We start from the raw sequence: 17,162 nt of genomic DNA, 5'->3' as shown, positions 1-17,162 counted from the left end.
TTCGCGATCCCGAAATCGGTATCCCCCTTCGCAGCAAAACCGCAGGTCAGCGCGGTATCAACGTCAGCACCGAGGCCTCGGGGCGGCAGGCGAAGCGGATGGGGGCGGTGGGGTGGGTGCCCAGGCCGGCTGAGACGTGCAGCCAGGCGTCCGAGCCGGGCCAGCGGTGTAGGCCCTTGGCCATCGACTGCGGGAGGTCGCAGTTGGTGGTCAGGGCGCCGTAGAACGGCACGCAGACCTGGCCGCCGTGGGTGTGGCCGGCCAGCAGCAGGGCGAAGCCGTCTGCGGCCATGGCGTTCAACACCCGCGAGGCCGGGGTGTGCGTCACCCCGATGTGCAGGTCGGCTCCGCCGGAGATCGGGCCCGCCACCGAGTCGTAGTCGTCGAGCTCCACGTGCGGGTCGTCGACGCCGACCAGCTCGATCGAACGGCCGCCGGCCTTCAGGACCGTGCGCGCGTTGTTCAGGTCGGCCCAACCCGCGTCCACGAAGCCGGCGCGCAGGTCCTCGGTGGGCAGGTCTACGCCCTGCACATATTCGCGTTCGCCGGGCAGAACGTAGCGCAGCGGGTTCTTCAACACCGGGCCGCGATAGTCGTTCGAGCCGAAGACGAAAGCGCCGGGAACCGACAGGAACGGGTCCAGCGCGCGCAGTACGCCGGGCACCGCATCAGGGTCGGAAAGGTTGTCGCCGGTCACCACTACCAAGTCTGGATCGGTGCCGCCCAGGGACGCCACCCAATCCTGTTTGCGTTGCTGGCCGGGCATCATGTGCAGGTCGGAGATGTGCAGGATGCGCAGCGGTTCGGCGTCCGGTTCCAGCACCGGCACATCGAAGCGGCGCAGCGTGAACATGTTCCGCTCGATCAGCGAGGAATAGGCGAAGGTGGCGGCTCCGGCGGCGATTACACCGGCGGCCAGGCCGATAAAGGGGCGCTTACGCATGACGGCAAGAGTAGTTTCTCCGTCCATGGGAACGCTGAAAGACCGCCTGAACGATGACCTGCACACCGCGATGAAGGCTCGCGACGAGTTGACCACGGCGACGCTGCGGATGACGCTGGCCGCGGTTCGGAACGCCGAGGTGGCCGGCAGCTCGGCCCGCGCGCTCACCGATGACGAGGTGCTGGCGGTGCTCGGCAAGGAGGCCAAGAAGCGGCGCGAGGCGGCGACCGCCTTCGCTGACGCGGGGCGCGGCGAGCAGGCGGCCAAGGAGCGGTCCGAGGGCGAGATCATCGACCGCTACCTGCCGAAACAGCTCAGCGACGAAGAGATCACGGAGCTGGTCGCGGGGGCGCTCTCGGCGGGCGGTTTCAGCGGGAAGGCCCAGATGGGGCCGGCCATGAAGGCCGCACAGGCGGCCGTCGCGGGGCGCGCGGAGGGCGGTCGGGTGGCGGCTGAGGTGCGGCGACAGCTGGGCGTCTGAATCGTACGGGCGAGGGCCATCCCCAACCGCAACAGCGGGGCTGGATGGCTCTCGGGCGAAAAGCACCCCGTCCCTCAACTCGGCCCAGTGCCAACCGATGTGCAACCCATGAACTGCACCAATTGTGGTTCGGCCCTCGTCGCGCCGACCGGCTACTGCGGCACCTGTGGCCGGCCGGTGTCGGCGCCGCCCGCGGTCGACACTGACGTGACCACTCAGTTCTCGGCCATCCGGTCGCACGCCGAGCCGTACGCCCCGCCGGCCCCGACGTACTCCCCGCAGCAGCCCGCGTTCGGCCCACCGCCGCCCAGCGGGCTCCCGTTCGGTGCCGCGCCGACCTCACCGGCTTACGGCGCACCACCGCCGCAGCCGTTCCCGGTCCCGCCCGGCCAGCCGATCGGTGGCGCTTTCCCACCGTCCCCCTATGCCGACCAGCAAACTCAGCAGTTCGCCGCGATCCCCGGCCAGGCCTATAGCCCACCGCCCGGATACGGCCCGCCACCGGGATACGGCCCACCGCAGGCATACGGTCCGCCGCAGGGATACGGCCCACCACCCGCGTACGGCCCGCCGCCGAAGAAGGCCGCCCCCTGGCTCAGCATCCTGGCGTTCGTGATGGCCGTGATGGCGGTCGTCGCTTCCCCGCTGATCTTCGGCCTTATCTCGATCGCGCTCGGCCTGGCTGCTCGCCGGAACGGTGAACGAATCGCCCAGTGGGCCATCACGGCCGGCGTTCTGGGCTGTTGCCTGGGCTGGGGCCTCCGATTCCTGCTACTGATATTCATCAACTGACCGCTGGAAAACAAACAGACCCGGGGGCCGGCTTCACGCCGTACCCTCCGGGTCGTTGTTTTTGGGCTTTAAAGCGCGAGCTGCGGTCGCACCGGAACCGATGCCACCGACGGCCCGACCGTCCGGCCGGGCAGCTGCTGTTGCGGCACCGCGTAGGGGCCGAGCATGGTCTCGACGGCGGGGGCGATGGCCGGGCGGCCGTTGAGCTGGATCAGGCGGGCGGCGCGGGCGAGGGAGCCGGTCTCGCCGTCGCGGAAGCCTTCGCGGTAACCCTTCTCGTAGCGTTCGCCGCGGCCGAGAGCCCGGCCGAGAGCGAAGCAGGACGAACCGGCGAGGGCGATGAGGAAGAACAATGCGAAGGGTGTCACGGAAATGTTCCTTCCGAGTAATTAGCACCAATTAGGCGAAAAGTACCCCAAAAGGATCTCGCATGTAGTAGCCCTGAGATCAAGTACGCGGATGGGTGATCATCGGTACTCGACGAGCTGTGTGAGCAGGCGCGACGGCAGCTCCTCGGCGTCGGTCGGCCGGCACAGGTGATAGCCCTGGCCGTAGCCGCAACCCAGCCGGCGTAGCGCTTCCAACTGCGCCGCGTTCTCGATTCCCTCGGCCACCGTGCGCAGTCCGAGAATCTGCGCGAGTTCGACGATCGTGCGCACCAGCGCCAGGTCCTCGCCGGTCAGCTCGGCCCGGGCGATGAAGGCCCGGTCGATCTTCAGCTCGTCCACCGGCAGCTCGCGCAGGTAGGCCAGCGACGAATAACCGGTGCCGAAGTCGTCGATGGACAGCTGCACGCCCAGTCCGCGCAACGTGCCCAGCGCCGCCTTGCCCAGGTCGGGCTCGCTCATCAGCACCGACTCGGTCAGCTCCAGGGTCACCGCGCTGGACGGCAGTCCGGCGATGGCCAGCGCCCGCAGCACGGTGTCGGAGAACCGCGGATGCATCAGCTGATGCCCGGACACGTTGACGTTGAGTCCCAGGTCGGGGAACTCGCGCCGCCAGCGGGCCACCTGCAGCGCGCTGGTCTCCAGCACCCACTGGCCGATGTCGACGATCAGCCCGAACTCCTCGGCGATCGGGATGAAGTCGACCGGCGAGACGAACCCGCGGGTCGGGCTGTGCCAGCGGATCAGCGCCTCGACCCCGGTCGGCATGCCGTCGCCCAGCCGGATCAACGGTTGGTACTGCAACCGGAACTCGCCCTCGCGCAACGCCCGCTGCAGGTCGCCGCGAAGGCTCAGGTGATCGAGCGCCTCGACGTGCATGTACGGCTCGTAGACCAGGACCCGGCCCGGCCCGTCCTTCTTGGCCCGGTACATCGCCACGTCGGCGTTGTGCAGCAGGGTCTCGGACTTCTCGGCGTCCTCCCGGGAGATGGCGATGCCGACGCTGGCGCCGATGAAGATCTCCCGGCCGGCCACCCGGAACGGTTCCTTGATCGCCGAGACGACCCGCTCGCCGACGATGGTGGCGGCCTCCATCGGAGAGTCGTGCAGGAGCGCCGCGAACTCGTCGCCACCCAAGCGGGCGGTGGTGTCGCTGGCCCGTACGCAACCGCGCAGCCGCCGCGCGACAAGGGCGAGCAGTTGATCGCCGGCCTCGTGGCCGAGGCTGTCGTTGACCGCCTTGAACCGGTCCAGGTCGATGAAGAGCACGCTGGTCGGGTCGGCCGAGGTGCCCCGGGAGGACAGCACCCGGTTGAGGATCTTGAGGAAGAGCGCCCGGTTCGGCAGGCCGGTGACCGGGTCGTGGTGCGCCTCGCGGACCGCCTCGACGGTCTTCGCGTCGGTCAGTGCCAGGCTCACCTGCTGCGCGAACGCGTCCATCTGGTCGCGCTGCTCGGTGTACTGATCAACGCTGCCGGACAGGTGGGCCACCAGGCAGCCGGCCATCTCGCCGGTCACCCGCACCGGGGCGGCGATCACCGTACCGGTCGCATCCGGCCGGATCACCACCGTGCCGGACGCCATCGCGGCCCGCGCCGCGCCTTCCGGCTGGGGTTCGCCGTCGGTTCCGCCGGAGGTCGATGCCACGCTCAGCCGGCGGTCCGGACCGCCCTCGGCCAGCAGCAACGCCACCTTGACCCCGTCCAGCAGCTCGCACGCGCCGCTGGTCACCGCATCCAGGATCTCCGGCAGCGGCCGCCGCGCCGAGATCGCCCGCTGGATGGTCAGCAACGACTCGACCAGCCGCTGCCGGGTCTGCGCGGAGGTCGCCTGCTGTTCCTTCTCGGCGCGCAGGTGCCGTTCGGCGGCCAGCACCCGGATGCTGCGCAGGGCCAGGCCGAGCACCTGGGCCATGCCCTGCAGCATCTGCCGTTCCTCGGGGCCGAACGGCTCGTTCAGCCGGGCCACGATCAACGCGTCCGCCTGCTCGCCGCCCAGCGGGTTGGGCGCGGCGTGCAGCTCGCCCAGGCCGGCCACCTCGAGCAGGCAGTCGCCGGTCGCCACCGCGAGCAGCCCGGCCTCCGGGACGGCCGGCCCGAAGCCGTACGCGCCGAGGACCTTGCCCTCCCGCACGACCGCGCCGACCTCGGCCTCGACCATCTCGGTGGCACGTTCGACCGCGTTGCTGATCGCGGTTTGCTCGTCCTCGGCCGCGTTGACCGCGGTGAAGAACTCGGTGAGCAGGTGAGTTGACCAGTTCATCATGCCGTCATGCCAGGGCGAGGGTGACCAGGGTGAGGTGGTGCACTCCGCTCGCGCCGCGTACCCGCGCGATCTCGCCGGAGGTGTAGAAACCGGCGAACGGCGCGCCGTGCAGGGCATCCCGCATGACCGCGACCTCCTCGTCCACGCCACCCTCCATCAGCCCGACCCGCCGGCCGGCGCAGTCGAACGCGAGCACGCCCAGCGGGGCCAGCCCGTCCAGCCGGGCCAGCGCCTCGGTGCACGACCAGGTGGCGCCGTCGAGCAGCGCCTGCCGGTCCGCCTCCATCAGCCAGACCAGCGCGCCCTGCGGGATGTCGGCGGTGCCCCAGACCGAGCGCGATTCGTCGTCCCCGGCGTGCAGCACCCGGATGTCCTCGCCGTTGCGCCGGGAGAGTCCGAGCGGCTGCAACTGCCGGCCCTGGTGGAAGAACTCGTCGGCGGTTCCCTCGAAGTTGTTGCGGCGCAGCAGGACGTCCAGGGCCGGCTCGTCGTCGAGCAGGAAGATGTGCGCGCCCTGGCTCTTCGTGACGATCATCGGCGGTTCGATCCGGCGCCAGCCGTGCGCGACGCCGATGCCGATCGGCCCGTCCGAGCCGAGCGCGAGCCCGACCACCGAGTTGGTGAGCACCTCGTCGCCGTAGAACTGGTAGGTCCGCTCGAAGCGCCGATCGTCCGCGCCGAACCCGCCGACCAGCGGAACGGTAGCGCCGACGCTGGAGTACGCGCCCCGGACGATGTCGTGCGGATGCCCGGTGAGCCCGTCGCAGAACAGGACCAGCACCTTGTGGTCGTCGTGCAGCCCGCGCAGCGACTCGGCGGCCGCCGCCCCGGCCGCGCGCGGATCGGACTCGTGGATGTGCGCGGCCCGGGTGTGCACCGTGAAGCCGTCGCCGCCGAGCGCGGCCACCGCGACCCCGCCGACGGTCAGCCCGCCGTTGCCGAGCTCGCCCATGGTGGTGCTGCCGACGATCGCGGCGTCCGGGCCGACCTCCGCCCGCACCCCGGAGATCAGGGCCGGCAGATCGTGCGCCACCGACGCGAAGACGACCACGGCCTTGGGCACGCGGCCACCGATCGCTTCCGCTGCGGCCTCGGCACCGGCCTTGGCGGAGTCCGCGGCGCTGCTCTGCCCAGCGCCGAACCACCGATGCGGATTGCTCAGCATGATCTTCTGATCGGCACGGTTTGTCGGTTGCTGAGTGGTTGCGTCTGGGGTGCTGTCATCCGTCCCGGGGCGGCCTGGGAGGCTAGACCCTTGTGACCTCCTCTGAAGATCTGGCCCGGCGGGTCCGCGACGTGAGCCGGCTGACCGGCGAGTTCGTTCTCCGTTCCGGCCGCACCGCGACTGAATATTTCGACAAGTACCAGTTCGAGGCCGACCCGGAGCTGCTCGATCAGCTGGCCGAGCGGATGGCGGTGCTGATCCCCGAGGGCACCGAGGTGCTGGCGGGCTTGGAGATGGGCGGCATCGCGGTGGTGACCGCGCTGGCCCGGCACGCCAAGCTGCCGACCGCGTTCGTCCGCAAGCAGGCCAAGCAGTACGGCACGTCCCGGCTGTCCGAGGGCGCCGAGGTGGCCGGCCGCCGGGTGCTGGTGGTCGAGGACGTCGTCACCTCGGGCGGCCAGGTGGTCATCTCCACCGGCGAGCTGCGCAAGCTGGGCGCGCACGTGGACCACGCGCTGTGCGTGATCGACCGCCAGGAGGGTGGCGCGGCCGCCCTGGCCGCCGATGGCATCACCCTGCGAGCCCTGCTGACCAGGGAAGACCTCAGCTAACGCACACTTCGTCTCGGCGGCGATCAGCTCCATGCGGAGTTATGAAGAGTTTCTACTTGGCACATGCGGGATGTTGCAATAGCTTCATAACCCGTCATACTCTTCGTGTGATCGACGTGCACGCTCGATATGAAGCGACAGAGTTCGCCGAGCTGATCGCCCGCGAGACCGACGAAGTCGAGCTCAAGACCGGCACCAGCGCCGACAGACTGCAAGAGGCGATCGTCGCGTTCAGCAACACCGACGGCGGCGTCATCTTCATCGGTGTAACCGACAAGCGCGAAGTGGTCGGTAGAAGGCTGGATCAGGGGACCGACGACAAGATTCACCAAGCCGCGCTCGCCGCCCATGATGCCGGCCGCTATGACATCCGCGAAGTAGAGGTGGATGGAAAGCCCATCGTCGCCGTTCGCGTGCGACGACGCGAGGAAGGGTTCGCGCAGACCAGCGACGGCCGCATCCTGGTCCGGCGCGGAGGTCGCAACATCCCGCTTTTCGGCGCGGAGGCGTGGAGCTTCATGAGCAGCAGAACGCTTCGCCGGTTCGAGCGCTCATTGACACACATATCCGTACAGGCGGCTGACCACGCCGCGTTGATCGACCTGTGTCTTACCTATGGATGGGATCCGACCGACCCACAGTTGGGAAACCGGCTGTCGGAGCGAGGCTTGGCGACCGACGGCGAGCTCACGGTCGCCGGCGCGCTCTTTCTTACCCATCCCTCGGATTCGCTCGACCTGAAGAAAGCCGTCATCGAGGTACGCCGCTATCCCGCAGAGGGGCCGAACTACGATCGGCGCGTCGTGTTCGACGGGACGCTGCCCCAACAGGTCAGAGAAGCCACCGGGTTCATCATCGGCGAGCTGGGCAGCGACATCGTCGTATCGGGACTTTATCGATACGAGATGCCCCGAATTCCAGATGTGGTGATCCGGGAAGCTATCGCGAACGCAGTGGCACATCGCACCTACGAGATCAACCGAACCGCAGTCGTCGTGGAGCTTCGCCCTGACGCGGTCACGGTGCGCTCACCCGGCCCACTGCCTGAGCCGGTCACCATCGAGACCATCCGGCAAGCGCAAGCGGCGCGAAACCCGGACCTCATCGACGTGCTGCGGCGATTCAGCCTGGCGGAGGACGCCGGACGCGGCATCGACGTCATGCAGGACGAGATGGAAGACGCGCTGCTCGACCCGCCGATGTTCGAGGATGACGGATCTTTCGTCACCGTCACCTTGCCGCTCCGGGGAGCGATCACACCACGCGAGCGAGTCTGGGTTGCCGAGCTTGAACGGCGCGGAGAGATCTCCTCGTCCGACAAACTGCTTCTCGTTTACGCAGCACGAGGGAACGAACTCACGAACAGTTCCGCTCGTGCGGTATTGAAGACAGATGATCCGGGTGTCGCCCGGAAGGCATTGAAGCGGCTTTGCGAAGCGAACCTCCTTGAGCAGCGTGGCGAGCGGCGTGGCTCCGTGTATTACTTGAACGAGTCAGTATCACCGCCCGCAGCGTTCAGATTGTCGCCGAAGCAGCTATCCGACATGATCTTGGAAGCAGCTGCGACCGAGGATGAAATCTCCAATGAGAGAGTGCGCGAGCTAACCGGCCTCGACCGCCAACAGGCGATTTCGGTGCTCAGGGCCCTAGTTCGAGATGGCCGGCTCGTGCAGACCGGCGAACGACGCGGAACGCGATACATCCTGCCGCCTGGGGACAACGACCAACTCTTCTGAGCGCGGTCTTGGGCCGGGTCCGCCCGCAGCGGGCGCGCGGAGGGTGATTTTCGCTGAGCGAAACCGAGTGCCACGGGACCGAACTGGCGCGTACGGAATTGAAGACGCAAGAAACACAACAAGCTCAGCCAGCGGGGGCTATTTCTTCTCGGCGGCGATCAGCTCGGCGATCTGGAGAGTGTTGAGCGCGGCGCCCTTGCGCATGTTGTCCCCGGTGACGAACAGGTCAAGGGCCCGCGGGTCGTCCATCGCCCGGCGGATGCGGCCCACCCAGCTCGGGTCGGTGCCGACCGCGTCGATCGGCATCGGGAACTCGCCGGCCTCGGGGTCGTCGACCAGGATCACCCCGGGTGCGCCGCGCAGCGCCTGACGCGCGCCGTCCGCGGTGACCTCGGAGCCGAAGACCGCGTGCACGGCGATCGAGTGGCCGGTCACCACCGGCACGCGCACGCAGGTCGCCGAGACCTTCAGCGCCTGCAACTCGAGGATCTTGCGGGACTCGTTGCGCAGCTTGAGCTCCTCGGACGACCAGCCGAGCGGCTCGAGCGCGCCCGACCAGGGCACCACGTTGAGCGCGAGCGGCGCCGGGAACGGACCCAGGTCGTCGCCGACCGCCTGCCGCACGTTGCCCGGCCGGGAACCCAGCGAACGGTCGCCGGCCACCTTGCTGAGCTGATCGTGCAGGGTGTCCACGCCGACCTGCCCGGCGCCCGAGGCGGCCTGGTAGGAGGCCAGCACCAGCTCGCGCAGGCCGTATTCACGGTGCAGCGGCGCGATCGCCATCATCATCGCCATCACCGTGCAGTTGGCGTTGGCGACGATGTTGCGCGGCCGGTCGCGCAGCGCGTCCTTGTTGACCTCGGGCACGACCAGCGGCACGTCCGGTTCCATCCGGAACGCGGCCGAGTTGTCGACCACGGTGACGCCGCGGGCGGTCGCGATCGGCGCCCACTCCCGGGACACGTCGTCGGGCACGTCGAACATGGCCACGTCGACGCCGTCGAACGCCTCGGGAGTCAGCTCCCGCACGGTCAGCTGCTCGCCGCGGCAGCTCAGTTGCTTACCGGCCGACCGGGCGGTGGCCAGCAGCCGGATCTCCCCCCAGACGTTGCGCCGGGAGGAGAGCAATTCGAGCATGACTGTCCCGACGGAGCCGGTGGCTCCGACGACGGCGAGCGTGGGCTGCGCCATCTGCGCTCTTACCGACCCGTCCCGCCATAAACCACGGCCTGCTCGCTGCCGCCGAGCTCGAACTGGTCGTGCACGGCGCGGACGGCGGTGTCGAGGTCGGTGTCGCGGCAGACCACGGAGACCCGGATCTCGGAGGTCGAGATCATCTCGATGTTGACCCCGGCCTCACCGATGCAGGCGAAGAAGGAGGCGGCCACGCCCGGGTGCGAGCGCATGCCCGCGCCGATCAGCGACACCTTGCCGACGTGGTCGTCGAAGAGCAGGCCCTTGAACTTGATCTTTTCCTTGATCTTGTCGAGGGCGGTCATCGCGGTGGGACCGTCGGCCTTCGGCAGGGTGAAGGAGATGTCGGTGCGGCCGGTGCCCTCGGTCGAGATGTTCTGCACGATCATGTCGATGTTGATCTCGGCCTGGGCCACCGTGTTGAAGATGTGGCCGGCCGCGCCGGGCTCGTCGGGCACGCCGACGATCGTGATCTTGGCCTCGCTCCGCTCGTGGGCGACCCCGGTGATCAGCGCTTGTTCCACAGAAGGGTCCTCCATCGATCCGGTAACCAGGGTGCCGGGCTTGTTGGAATACGAAGAGCGTACGTGGATCGGCACCTTGAAGCGGCGGGCGTACTCGACGCATCGCAACATCAGCACCTTCGCCCCACCGGCGGCGAGCTCGAGCATCTCCTCGTAGGTGATCTGCTTGATGTGCTGCGCGTCGGGAACGATCCGCGGGTCGGCGGTGAACACGCCGTCGACGTCGGTGTAGATCTCGCAGACGTCGGCGTGCAGGGCCGCCGCCAGCGCCACCGCCGTGGTGTCCGAGCCACCGCGGCCCAGCGTGGTGATGTCCTTGGTGTCCTGCGAGACGCCCTGGAAGCCGGCCACGATGCAGATCGCGCCCTCGTCCAGCGCCGACCGCAGCCGGCCCGGGGTGACATCGATGATCCGGGCCTTGCCGTGCGTCGAGGTGGTCAGCACGCCGGCCTGCGATCCGGTGTACGACCGGGCCTCGTAGCCCAGGTTGTGGATCGCCATCGCGAGCAGCGCCATCGAGATGCGCTCGCCCGCGGTCAGCAGCATGTCGAGCTCCCGGCCGGGCGGCAGCGGGCTCACCTGGTTGGCCAGGTCGAGCAGCTCGTCGGTGGTGTCGCCCATCGCGGACACCACGACCACCACGTCATCGCCGGCCTTGCGGGCGGCCACGATGCGCTCCGCCACCCGCTTGATGCGCTCGGCGGTCGCGACGGACGAGCCACCGTACTTCTGCACCACCAGTGCCACGGGGTAACCATTCCTTCGACGTCAAAGGCCAGGACAATCGCAACCACCCTAGCTGCGACTCGGCCCGACTCCGACAGCCGATCCCAGGATTCGCGACACGCCAGCCTTCCGACACCGGGTGGTTCGCCCCGCGGAGGCGAGAATGTCTCGGTGCGCCCACACCTGCTGCCCCTGTCCGTCGCCGCCCTTTTGGTGGGCTGCGTCGCGGCCTGCGGCGGCACCCCCGAGGCGTCGCCCACGCCGTCCGCCTCCGCGCCGACCGGCGGCAACACCGCCCCGGACGCCCGCGCCGAACTCGCCGCCACCGCCGCGCTGGCCGCCGACAAGGCGTACGCGGCGCTCTACACGCTCGACGACGACGGCAGTGGCCGGCAGCACAACGTGGTGGCCACCATCGCCGCCGACGGCACCTGGCGGGTCGATGTGAGCGACGCCATGCTGGGCGGCACCACCGACGTCTCGATCGTCTCCACCGCGGCCGGCGTCTATCAGTGCACGGTCTCCTCGCCGAGCAACCCGGTCACCCCCACCTGCGTCAAGGTGGCGCCGGCCGGCAAGCGGGTGGCCAAGGACAACTCGCCGCAGGTCGAGCGGCTGTTCCGGCTGTGGCTGCCGGTCTTCCGGGACCGGCAGGCGGCCCTGTCGGTGGCCGAGGTGCAGCCGCTGTCCGGCGCCCAGGGCGCCTGTTACTCGATCGACTCGATCGCGGCCTCGATCAAGGCGCCGGTCGACATCGGCATCTACTGCTACTCGGCCGACGGCGTGCTGACCGCGGCCCGGGTCGGCTTCGGCGTGCTCAAGCTGGTCAGCCAGGTGGTCGGCCCGGCGACCGTGGCGCTGCCCGGCGCCGAGGTGCCCGGCCCGGCGATGGGCCAGGACGCGCTGCCGCCGCCGGCGGTCGACCCGACCCCGTCCGACCTGGTCCCGTCCGCCTGAGCCTGGCGTTCCCAGCATCCGGGCGTAGAGTTAGCTACGTCCGAGTTGATCACGTAGGGTGATTTTCGACATGTGGCAGACGCTCCTCCTTCGCTGCCGCGACGAGGCCCCATCTCAGGCCGGCACCTCGTCGCGGAGTTGACGCGCGCCCGCCTCCCAGGTCTCGCCTTTCAGGAGCATCCACATGTCCAACCCCTTTGACACTCAGCGCCCCAGTGCCATGCCGTTCGAGCGCTACCTGCCGTACCAGAAGCAGTTCGCCGTTGATCTGCCCGACCGGCAGTGGCCGACGAAGGTAACCGACACCGCCCCGCGCTGGTGCGCGGTCGACCTGCGGGACGGCAACCAAGCGCTGATCGACCCGATGTCCCCCGAGCGCAAGAAGCGCATGTTCATGCTGCTGGTGCAGATGGGCTATAAGGAGATCGAGGTCGGCTTCCCGGCTGCGTCGCAGACCGACTACGACTTCATCCGCCAGCTGATCGAGCAGGACCTGATCCCGGACGACGTCACCGTCCAGGTGCTGACCCAGTGCCGGGAACACCTGATCGAGCGCACCTTCGAGTCGCTGCGCGGCGCCAAGCGGGCCATCGTGCACTTCTACAACTCGACCTCGGTGCTGCAGCGGCGGGTCGTGTTCGGCCTGGACAAGGACGGCATCACCGACATCGCCACCAGCGGCGCCCGGTTCTGCCAGAAGTACGCGGAGATCTACACCCCGGACACCGAGATCTTCTACGAGTACTCCCCTGAGTCCTACACGGGCACCGAGCTGGAGTACGCCCTGGAGGTCTGCTCGGCGGTCATCGACGTGATCGACCCGACCCCGGACCGTCCGCTGATCATCAACCTGCCGGCCACCGTCGAGATGGCCACCCCGAACGTCTACGCCGACTCGATCGAGTGGATGCATCGCAACCTGCCCCGCCGCGAGTCGGTGGTGCTGTCGCTGCACCCGCACAACGACCGCGGCACCGGCGTGGCCGCGGCCGAGCTGGGCCTGCTGGCCGGTGCCGACCGCATCGAGGGCTGCCTGTTCGGCAACGGCGAGCGCACCGGCAACGTCGACCTGGTCACCCTGGGTCTGAACATGTTCGCCCAGGGCATCGACCCCCAGATCAACTTCTCAAAGATCGACGAGATCAAGCGTACGGTCGAGTACTGCAACCAGCTGCCGGTGCACGAGCGGCACCCGTACGTGGGTGACCTGGTCTACACGTCGTTCTCCGGTTCGCACCAGGACGCGATCAACAAGGGCTTCGCCTGGCTGAAGTCGGACGCCGACGCGGCCGGGGTCGAGGTCGACGCGTTCACCTGGGGCGTCCCCTACCTGCCGATCGACCCGAAGGACGTGGGCCGCAGTTACGAGGCGGTCATCCGGGTCAACTCGCAGTCCGGCAAGGGCGGCGTGGCGTACATCATGAAAGAAGAGCACAAGCTGGAGCTGCCGCGGCGGCTGCAGATCGAGTTCTCCGGCGTGGTGCAGCACCACACCGACGAGGAGGGCGGCGAGGTCTCCCCGCAGCAGATGTGGGACATCTTCGCCGGCGAATACCTGGTCGAGCACCAGATCGCCAGCGCCTTCAAGATCGAGGGCTACAGCACCGCCACGGTCGACGGCAAGGTCGAGATCGACCTCGAGGTCTTCCACCGCGGCGTGCGGCGGCCGCTGGTCGGCGTCGGTAACGGCCCGATCGACGCGTTCGTGCAGGCCGTGACGCCGCTGGGCGTACAGGCCCGGGTGCTGGACTACCAGGAGCACGCGATGACCGCCGGCGAGAACGCCCAGGCCGCGGCGTACGTCGAGGTTGAGGTCGGCGACCGGACAGTGTGGGGCGTCGGCATCGACGCGAACATCGTGAGCGCCTCGATCAAGGCCGTGACCAGCGCGATCAACCGCGCACGCTGAGGACACGCCCGCGCGCCGCCGGTTGGCGGCGCGCGGGATGATCCACTCACGGGTGATCGACCCGGGCAGAACGGGCGTATCACTCCTATTCTGAAGCGGTGCCCCCTCACACTCCTCGATGGACCCTGTTCGTTGCCGCCGCCGCCCTGACCCTCGCCACCACCGCGTGCGACCAGGTCAAGATCGACGTCGGCCCCTTCCCGACCGATACCGCGACCACGTCCGCCCCCGATTCCGGGTCGAGCGGCGGTGGCGGCAACGCCGAAGCCCAGCTCGACAAGCTGAAGGTCGCCGTGGCCGGCAAGATGACGGGCTACAGCCGGGAGAAGTTCCCGCACTGGAGCAGCACCGGAAGCAACTGCGACACCCGCGACTCGGTGCTCAAGCGGGACGGCACCAAGGTGAAGTTCTCCGGCTGCAACGTGGTGGCCGGCACCTGGAAGAGCGTCTACGACGGCAAGACGATCACGTCGCCGACCCAGGTGGACATCGACCACGTGGTGCCGCTGGCCAACGCGTGGCGGTCCGGCGCCGCGGCGTGGACCACCGATCAGCGCAAGGCCTTCGCGAACGACCTGGACGATCCGCAGCTGGTGGCGGTGTCGGCATCGTCCAACCGGTCCAAGGGCGACCAGGACCCGTCCACCTGGAAGCCGACTGACACCAGCGCGTGGTGCGAGTATGCGCAAGACTGGATCGCGGTGAAGACCAAGTTCAAGCTCACGGTCACCACCAAGGAGAAGTCCGCCCTCGCTGACATGCTGGAGAAGTGCTGATGAGCGACCCAGCCACACCCACCGCGCCCGCCGCGTCCACCGCGCCGGCCGCACCCACCGCCGAGGCCGCGCCCGCCGCCCCGGCCGGCCCAGCGGCCGAGATCGCGTCGATCAGGCCGGCGGCCCCAGCTGCACCCGCCGCCGGAACCACGCCTGCCGGCCCGGCCGCGGCGGCTGCCGCGGCAGCGGCCTCCGCCGTCGACTCGGCCGCGGCTGCGACTCCGGTCGCGCCGGCTGCGACGGCTCCGGCCGCCGCGACACCGCCCGCGCCGGAGCTCAAGACCAACATCACCGCTGGTCAGGGCGGGGTGATGACCGACGAGGTCGGCGTCGTCACCGGCGATCTGACCCTGCAGACCGAGGTCAGCGGCAACGAGGTGACCGTGCGGGTGCAGTACCAGGAGGCCGACGAGTGGTACGCCGTCACCGGCGCCAAGGCCTCGGTGAAGGACCCGGCCGACGCCGCCGCGATCCACCAGGTCGTGGTCGGCATTTTGAACCGGCCCGAAGAAGGCTGAGTCCGGGGCGCTGCTCCGCCCGTACACACAAAGGAGCCGGCGGCGAAGGACGCCGCCGGCTCTCTTGGGGTTTGTCAGGCCGGGGTTGACGCCGGGCGGCGACCGGCCACGACCTCTTCCTCGACCACCGGGAAGTGGCACGCCGTCAGGTGCGACTGCGGGTCGTCGAGGCGGGTGACCAGCGGCGGTTCCTCCGTCGCGCAGATGTCCTGGGCCTTCCAGCAACGGGTGCGGAAGCGACATCCGGACGGCGGGTTGATCGGGCTGGGCACGTCGCCGGTGAGCAGCACGCGCTCGCGCTGGGCGCGATCGCGCCGGGCCGGGTCCGGCACCGGAACGGCCGACATCAGGGCGACCGTGTACGGGTGGCGCGGGTTCTTGTAGAGGTCGTCGCGTTCGGCGATCTCCACGACCTTGCCGAGGTACATGACCGCGACCCGGTTCGAGATGTGCCGGACCACCGACAGGTCGTGCGCGATGAACACGTAGGTCAGGTCGAACTCGCGCTGCAGGTCATCGAGCAGGTTGACGACCTGCGCCTGGATCGACACGTCGAGGGCCGACACCGGCTCGTCCGCGACGATCATCTTGGGCCGCAGGGCGAGCGCCCGGGCGATGCCGATGCGCTGCCGCTGACCACCGGAGAACTCGTGCGGGTAGCGGTTGTAGTGCTCGGGGTTGAGGCCGACCAGCTCGAGCAGCTCCTGCACGGCCTTCTTGGTGCCCTGCGGGGTGGGCATGTCCTGGATCTGCAGCGGCGCCGAGATGATCGAGCCGACCGTGTGCCGCGGGTTCAGCGACGAGTACGGGTCCTGGAAGATCATCTGGACGTCGCGGCGCAGCGGCCGCATCTGCGAGACGGACTTGTGGCTGATGTCCTGGCCGTCGAAGATGATCTTGCCAGCGGTCGGTTCCAGGATCCGGGTGAACAGCCGGCCGGCCGTCGACTTGCCGCAGCCGGACTCGCCCACCAGGCCCAGCGTCTCGCCGGCCCGCACCTGCAGGTCGATGCCGTCGACCGCACGCACGGCGCCGACCTGCCGCTTCAGCAGGCCCTTCGTGATCGGGAAGTGCTTCTCCAGCCCCGACACCTCGAGCAGGTTCTCGCTCATCGTTCTCTCCTCAGAGGTTCGGCAGCACTTCCTGCTGGAAGATCTTGGTGCGCTCTTCCGCAGGCAGGTGACAGGCGACCAGGTGCTCGCCGCCGGCGCCGGCCTCGCGCAGCACCGGCACGTCGGTGAAGGACCGGTTGCCGTTGCGGCCCGCGTAGGGGCAGCGCGGGTGGAAGGCGCAGCCGTCCGGCAGGTTGATCAGGCTGGGCGGGGTGCCCTTGACCGGGGTCAGGCGGTCGCGGACCTCGCGGTCCAGGCGGGGCATCGAACCAAGCAGACCCCAGGTGTACGGGTGCTGCGGGTTCTGGAACACGTCGAGGGCGGGGCCCTTCTCGATGATCTTTCCGCCGTACATGACCAGCACGTCGTCGGCGAGCTCGGCCACCACACCCAGGTCGTGGGTGATCATGATGACCGCCGAGCCGAACTCTTCCTGCAGGTCGCGGATGAGGTCGAGGATCTGCGCCTGCACGGTCACGTCGAGCGCCGTGGTGGGCTCGTCCGCGATCAGCAGCTGCGGGTCGTTGACCAGCGCCATCGCGATCATGGCGCGCTGCCGCATACCGCCGGAGAACTGGTGGGCGTAGTCGCTGAAGCGCCGCTCCGGCTGCGGGATGCCGACCCGGGCGAGCATGTCGATCGCCTTCTCCCGGGCGGTCTTCTTGTTCAGCCCGGGGTGGTGCACCCGGTAGGCCTCGACGATCTGCGACCCGACCGTGAAGTACGGGTGCATGGCGCTCAGCGGGTCCTGGAAGATCATCGCCATCTTGCCGCCGCGCAGCAGGCGGACCTTCTCGTCGGTGGCGGTGATCAGCTCTTCGTTGTCGAGCCAGATCTCGCCGGTGACCTTGGCGTTGCTGCGGGTGCGGTGCAGGCCGAGAACGCCCAGCGAGGTGACGCTCTTGCCGGAGCCGGACTCGCCCACGATGCCGAGGGTCTGGCCCTTCTCCAGGCTGAACGACGAGCCGGAGACCGCCTGGACGATGCCGTCGTCGGTCTCGAAGCGGATAGTGAGGTCTTTGACCTCGAGATATGGCCGCGGTGCGGCGGAGCCGATGGACATGCTG

General features: G+C 69.0%; 16 protein-coding genes. 8 read left to right on the top strand and 8 right to left on the bottom strand.

Features of this window, described 5'->3' with window-relative positions:
* Positions 1 to 46 precede the first annotated feature (46 nt).
* The gene (locus Ate02nite_RS39585) at positions 47 to 943 is read right to left on the bottom strand and encodes a metallophosphoesterase (RefSeq protein WP_203813026.1); all 897 of its coding nucleotides are present in this window, start codon (positions 941 to 943) and stop codon (positions 47 to 49) included.
* 25 nt (positions 944 to 968) lie between these two features.
* On the opposite strand from Ate02nite_RS39585, the gene Ate02nite_RS39580 reads away from it, so the two are divergent.
* On the top strand, positions 969 to 1,424 hold the full coding sequence (locus Ate02nite_RS39580) for a GatB/YqeY domain-containing protein (protein WP_203813025.1): 456 nt from the start codon (positions 969 to 971) through the stop codon (positions 1,422 to 1,424).
* A gap of 108 nt (positions 1,425 to 1,532) precedes the next feature.
* Positions 1,533 to 2,216, top strand: coding sequence for a hypothetical protein (locus Ate02nite_RS39575; protein WP_203813127.1), 684 nt, complete (start codon positions 1,533 to 1,535; stop codon positions 2,214 to 2,216).
* Between the two features lie 68 nt (positions 2,217 to 2,284).
* Here Ate02nite_RS39575 and Ate02nite_RS39570 read toward each other — a convergent pair whose 3' ends face one another.
* The 3 genes from Ate02nite_RS39570 to Ate02nite_RS39560 form a co-directional block, all read right to left on the bottom strand.
* Positions 2,285 to 2,584, bottom strand: a complete 300-nt coding sequence (locus Ate02nite_RS39570; RefSeq protein ID WP_203813024.1) for a hypothetical protein — start codon at positions 2,582 to 2,584, stop codon at positions 2,285 to 2,287.
* 99 nt (positions 2,585 to 2,683) lie between these two features.
* Positions 2,684 to 4,867 (bottom strand): putative bifunctional diguanylate cyclase/phosphodiesterase, encoded by a 2,184-nt coding sequence (locus Ate02nite_RS39565; protein ID WP_203813023.1) that lies wholly within the window; start codon positions 4,865 to 4,867, stop codon positions 2,684 to 2,686.
* 4 nt (positions 4,868 to 4,871) lie between these two features.
* A complete protein-coding gene (locus Ate02nite_RS39560; RefSeq protein ID WP_203813022.1) occupies positions 4,872 to 6,032 on the bottom strand; it encodes an FIST signal transduction protein in 1,161 nt (386 codons plus the stop codon).
* Positions 6,033 to 6,124: 92 nt separating this feature from the next.
* On the opposite strand from Ate02nite_RS39560, the gene pyrE reads away from it, so the two are divergent.
* Both pyrE and Ate02nite_RS39550 read left to right on the top strand, forming a co-directional pair.
* On the top strand, positions 6,125 to 6,643 hold the full coding sequence (pyrE, locus tag Ate02nite_RS39555) for an orotate phosphoribosyltransferase (RefSeq protein WP_203813021.1): 519 nt from the start codon (positions 6,125 to 6,127) through the stop codon (positions 6,641 to 6,643).
* Positions 6,644 to 6,750: 107 nt separating this feature from the next.
* Positions 6,751 to 8,379 carry an ATP-binding protein gene (locus Ate02nite_RS39550; RefSeq protein WP_203813020.1) on the top strand — a complete coding sequence of 543 codons (1,629 nt, stop codon included), beginning with the start codon at positions 6,751 to 6,753 and terminating at the stop codon, positions 8,377 to 8,379.
* 138 nt (positions 8,380 to 8,517) lie between these two features.
* Here Ate02nite_RS39550 and Ate02nite_RS39545 read toward each other — a convergent pair whose 3' ends face one another.
* Positions 8,518 to 9,570 (bottom strand): aspartate-semialdehyde dehydrogenase, encoded by a 1,053-nt coding sequence (locus Ate02nite_RS39545; RefSeq protein WP_203813019.1) that lies wholly within the window; start codon positions 9,568 to 9,570, stop codon positions 8,518 to 8,520.
* Positions 9,571 to 9,578: 8 nt separating this feature from the next.
* Positions 9,579 to 10,844 carry an aspartate kinase gene (locus Ate02nite_RS39540; protein WP_203813018.1) on the bottom strand — a complete coding sequence of 422 codons (1,266 nt, stop codon included), beginning with the start codon at positions 10,842 to 10,844 and terminating at the stop codon, positions 9,579 to 9,581.
* A 150-nt stretch (positions 10,845 to 10,994) separates the two neighbouring features.
* Here Ate02nite_RS39540 and Ate02nite_RS39535 point away from each other — a divergent pair, with 150 nt between their 5' ends.
* The 4 genes from Ate02nite_RS39535 (at position 10,995) to Ate02nite_RS49225 (ending at position 14,983) form a co-directional block, all read left to right on the top strand.
* The gene (locus Ate02nite_RS39535; RefSeq protein ID WP_239148042.1) at positions 10,995 to 11,780 is read left to right on the top strand and encodes a hypothetical protein; all 786 of its coding nucleotides are present in this window, start codon (positions 10,995 to 10,997) and stop codon (positions 11,778 to 11,780) included.
* 184 nt (positions 11,781 to 11,964) lie between these two features.
* Positions 11,965 to 13,689, top strand: a complete 1,725-nt coding sequence (gene leuA / locus Ate02nite_RS39530; RefSeq protein WP_203813017.1) for a 2-isopropylmalate synthase — start codon at positions 11,965 to 11,967, stop codon at positions 13,687 to 13,689.
* A gap of 98 nt (positions 13,690 to 13,787) precedes the next feature.
* A complete protein-coding gene (locus Ate02nite_RS39525; RefSeq protein ID WP_239148041.1) occupies positions 13,788 to 14,465 on the top strand; it encodes an HNH endonuclease family protein in 678 nt (225 codons plus the stop codon).
* On the top strand, positions 14,465 to 14,983 hold the full coding sequence (locus Ate02nite_RS49225; protein ID WP_239148040.1) for a hypothetical protein: 519 nt from the start codon (positions 14,465 to 14,467) through the stop codon (positions 14,981 to 14,983). Before Ate02nite_RS39525 ends, Ate02nite_RS49225 begins: the two co-directional genes overlap by 1 nt.
* A 74-nt stretch (positions 14,984 to 15,057) precedes the next feature.
* Here Ate02nite_RS49225 and Ate02nite_RS39515 read toward each other — a convergent pair whose 3' ends face one another.
* Positions 15,058 to 16,095 (bottom strand): ABC transporter ATP-binding protein, encoded by a 1,038-nt coding sequence (locus Ate02nite_RS39515; protein ID WP_203813016.1) that lies wholly within the window; start codon positions 16,093 to 16,095, stop codon positions 15,058 to 15,060.
* A 10-nt stretch (positions 16,096 to 16,105) separates the two neighbouring features.
* On the bottom strand, positions 16,106 to 17,158 hold the full coding sequence (locus Ate02nite_RS39510; protein ID WP_203813015.1) for an ABC transporter ATP-binding protein: 1,053 nt from the start codon (positions 17,156 to 17,158) through the stop codon (positions 16,106 to 16,108).
* Positions 17,159 to 17,162: the final 4 nt, after the last annotated feature.

It is taken from the genome of Paractinoplanes tereljensis (assembly GCF_016862435.1).
Lineage (GTDB): Bacteria > Actinomycetota > Actinomycetes > Mycobacteriales > Micromonosporaceae > Actinoplanes > Actinoplanes tereljensis.
The sequence above is the reverse complement of the archived record's forward strand: the minus strand, read 5'-3'. Positions and strand labels throughout refer to the sequence as shown.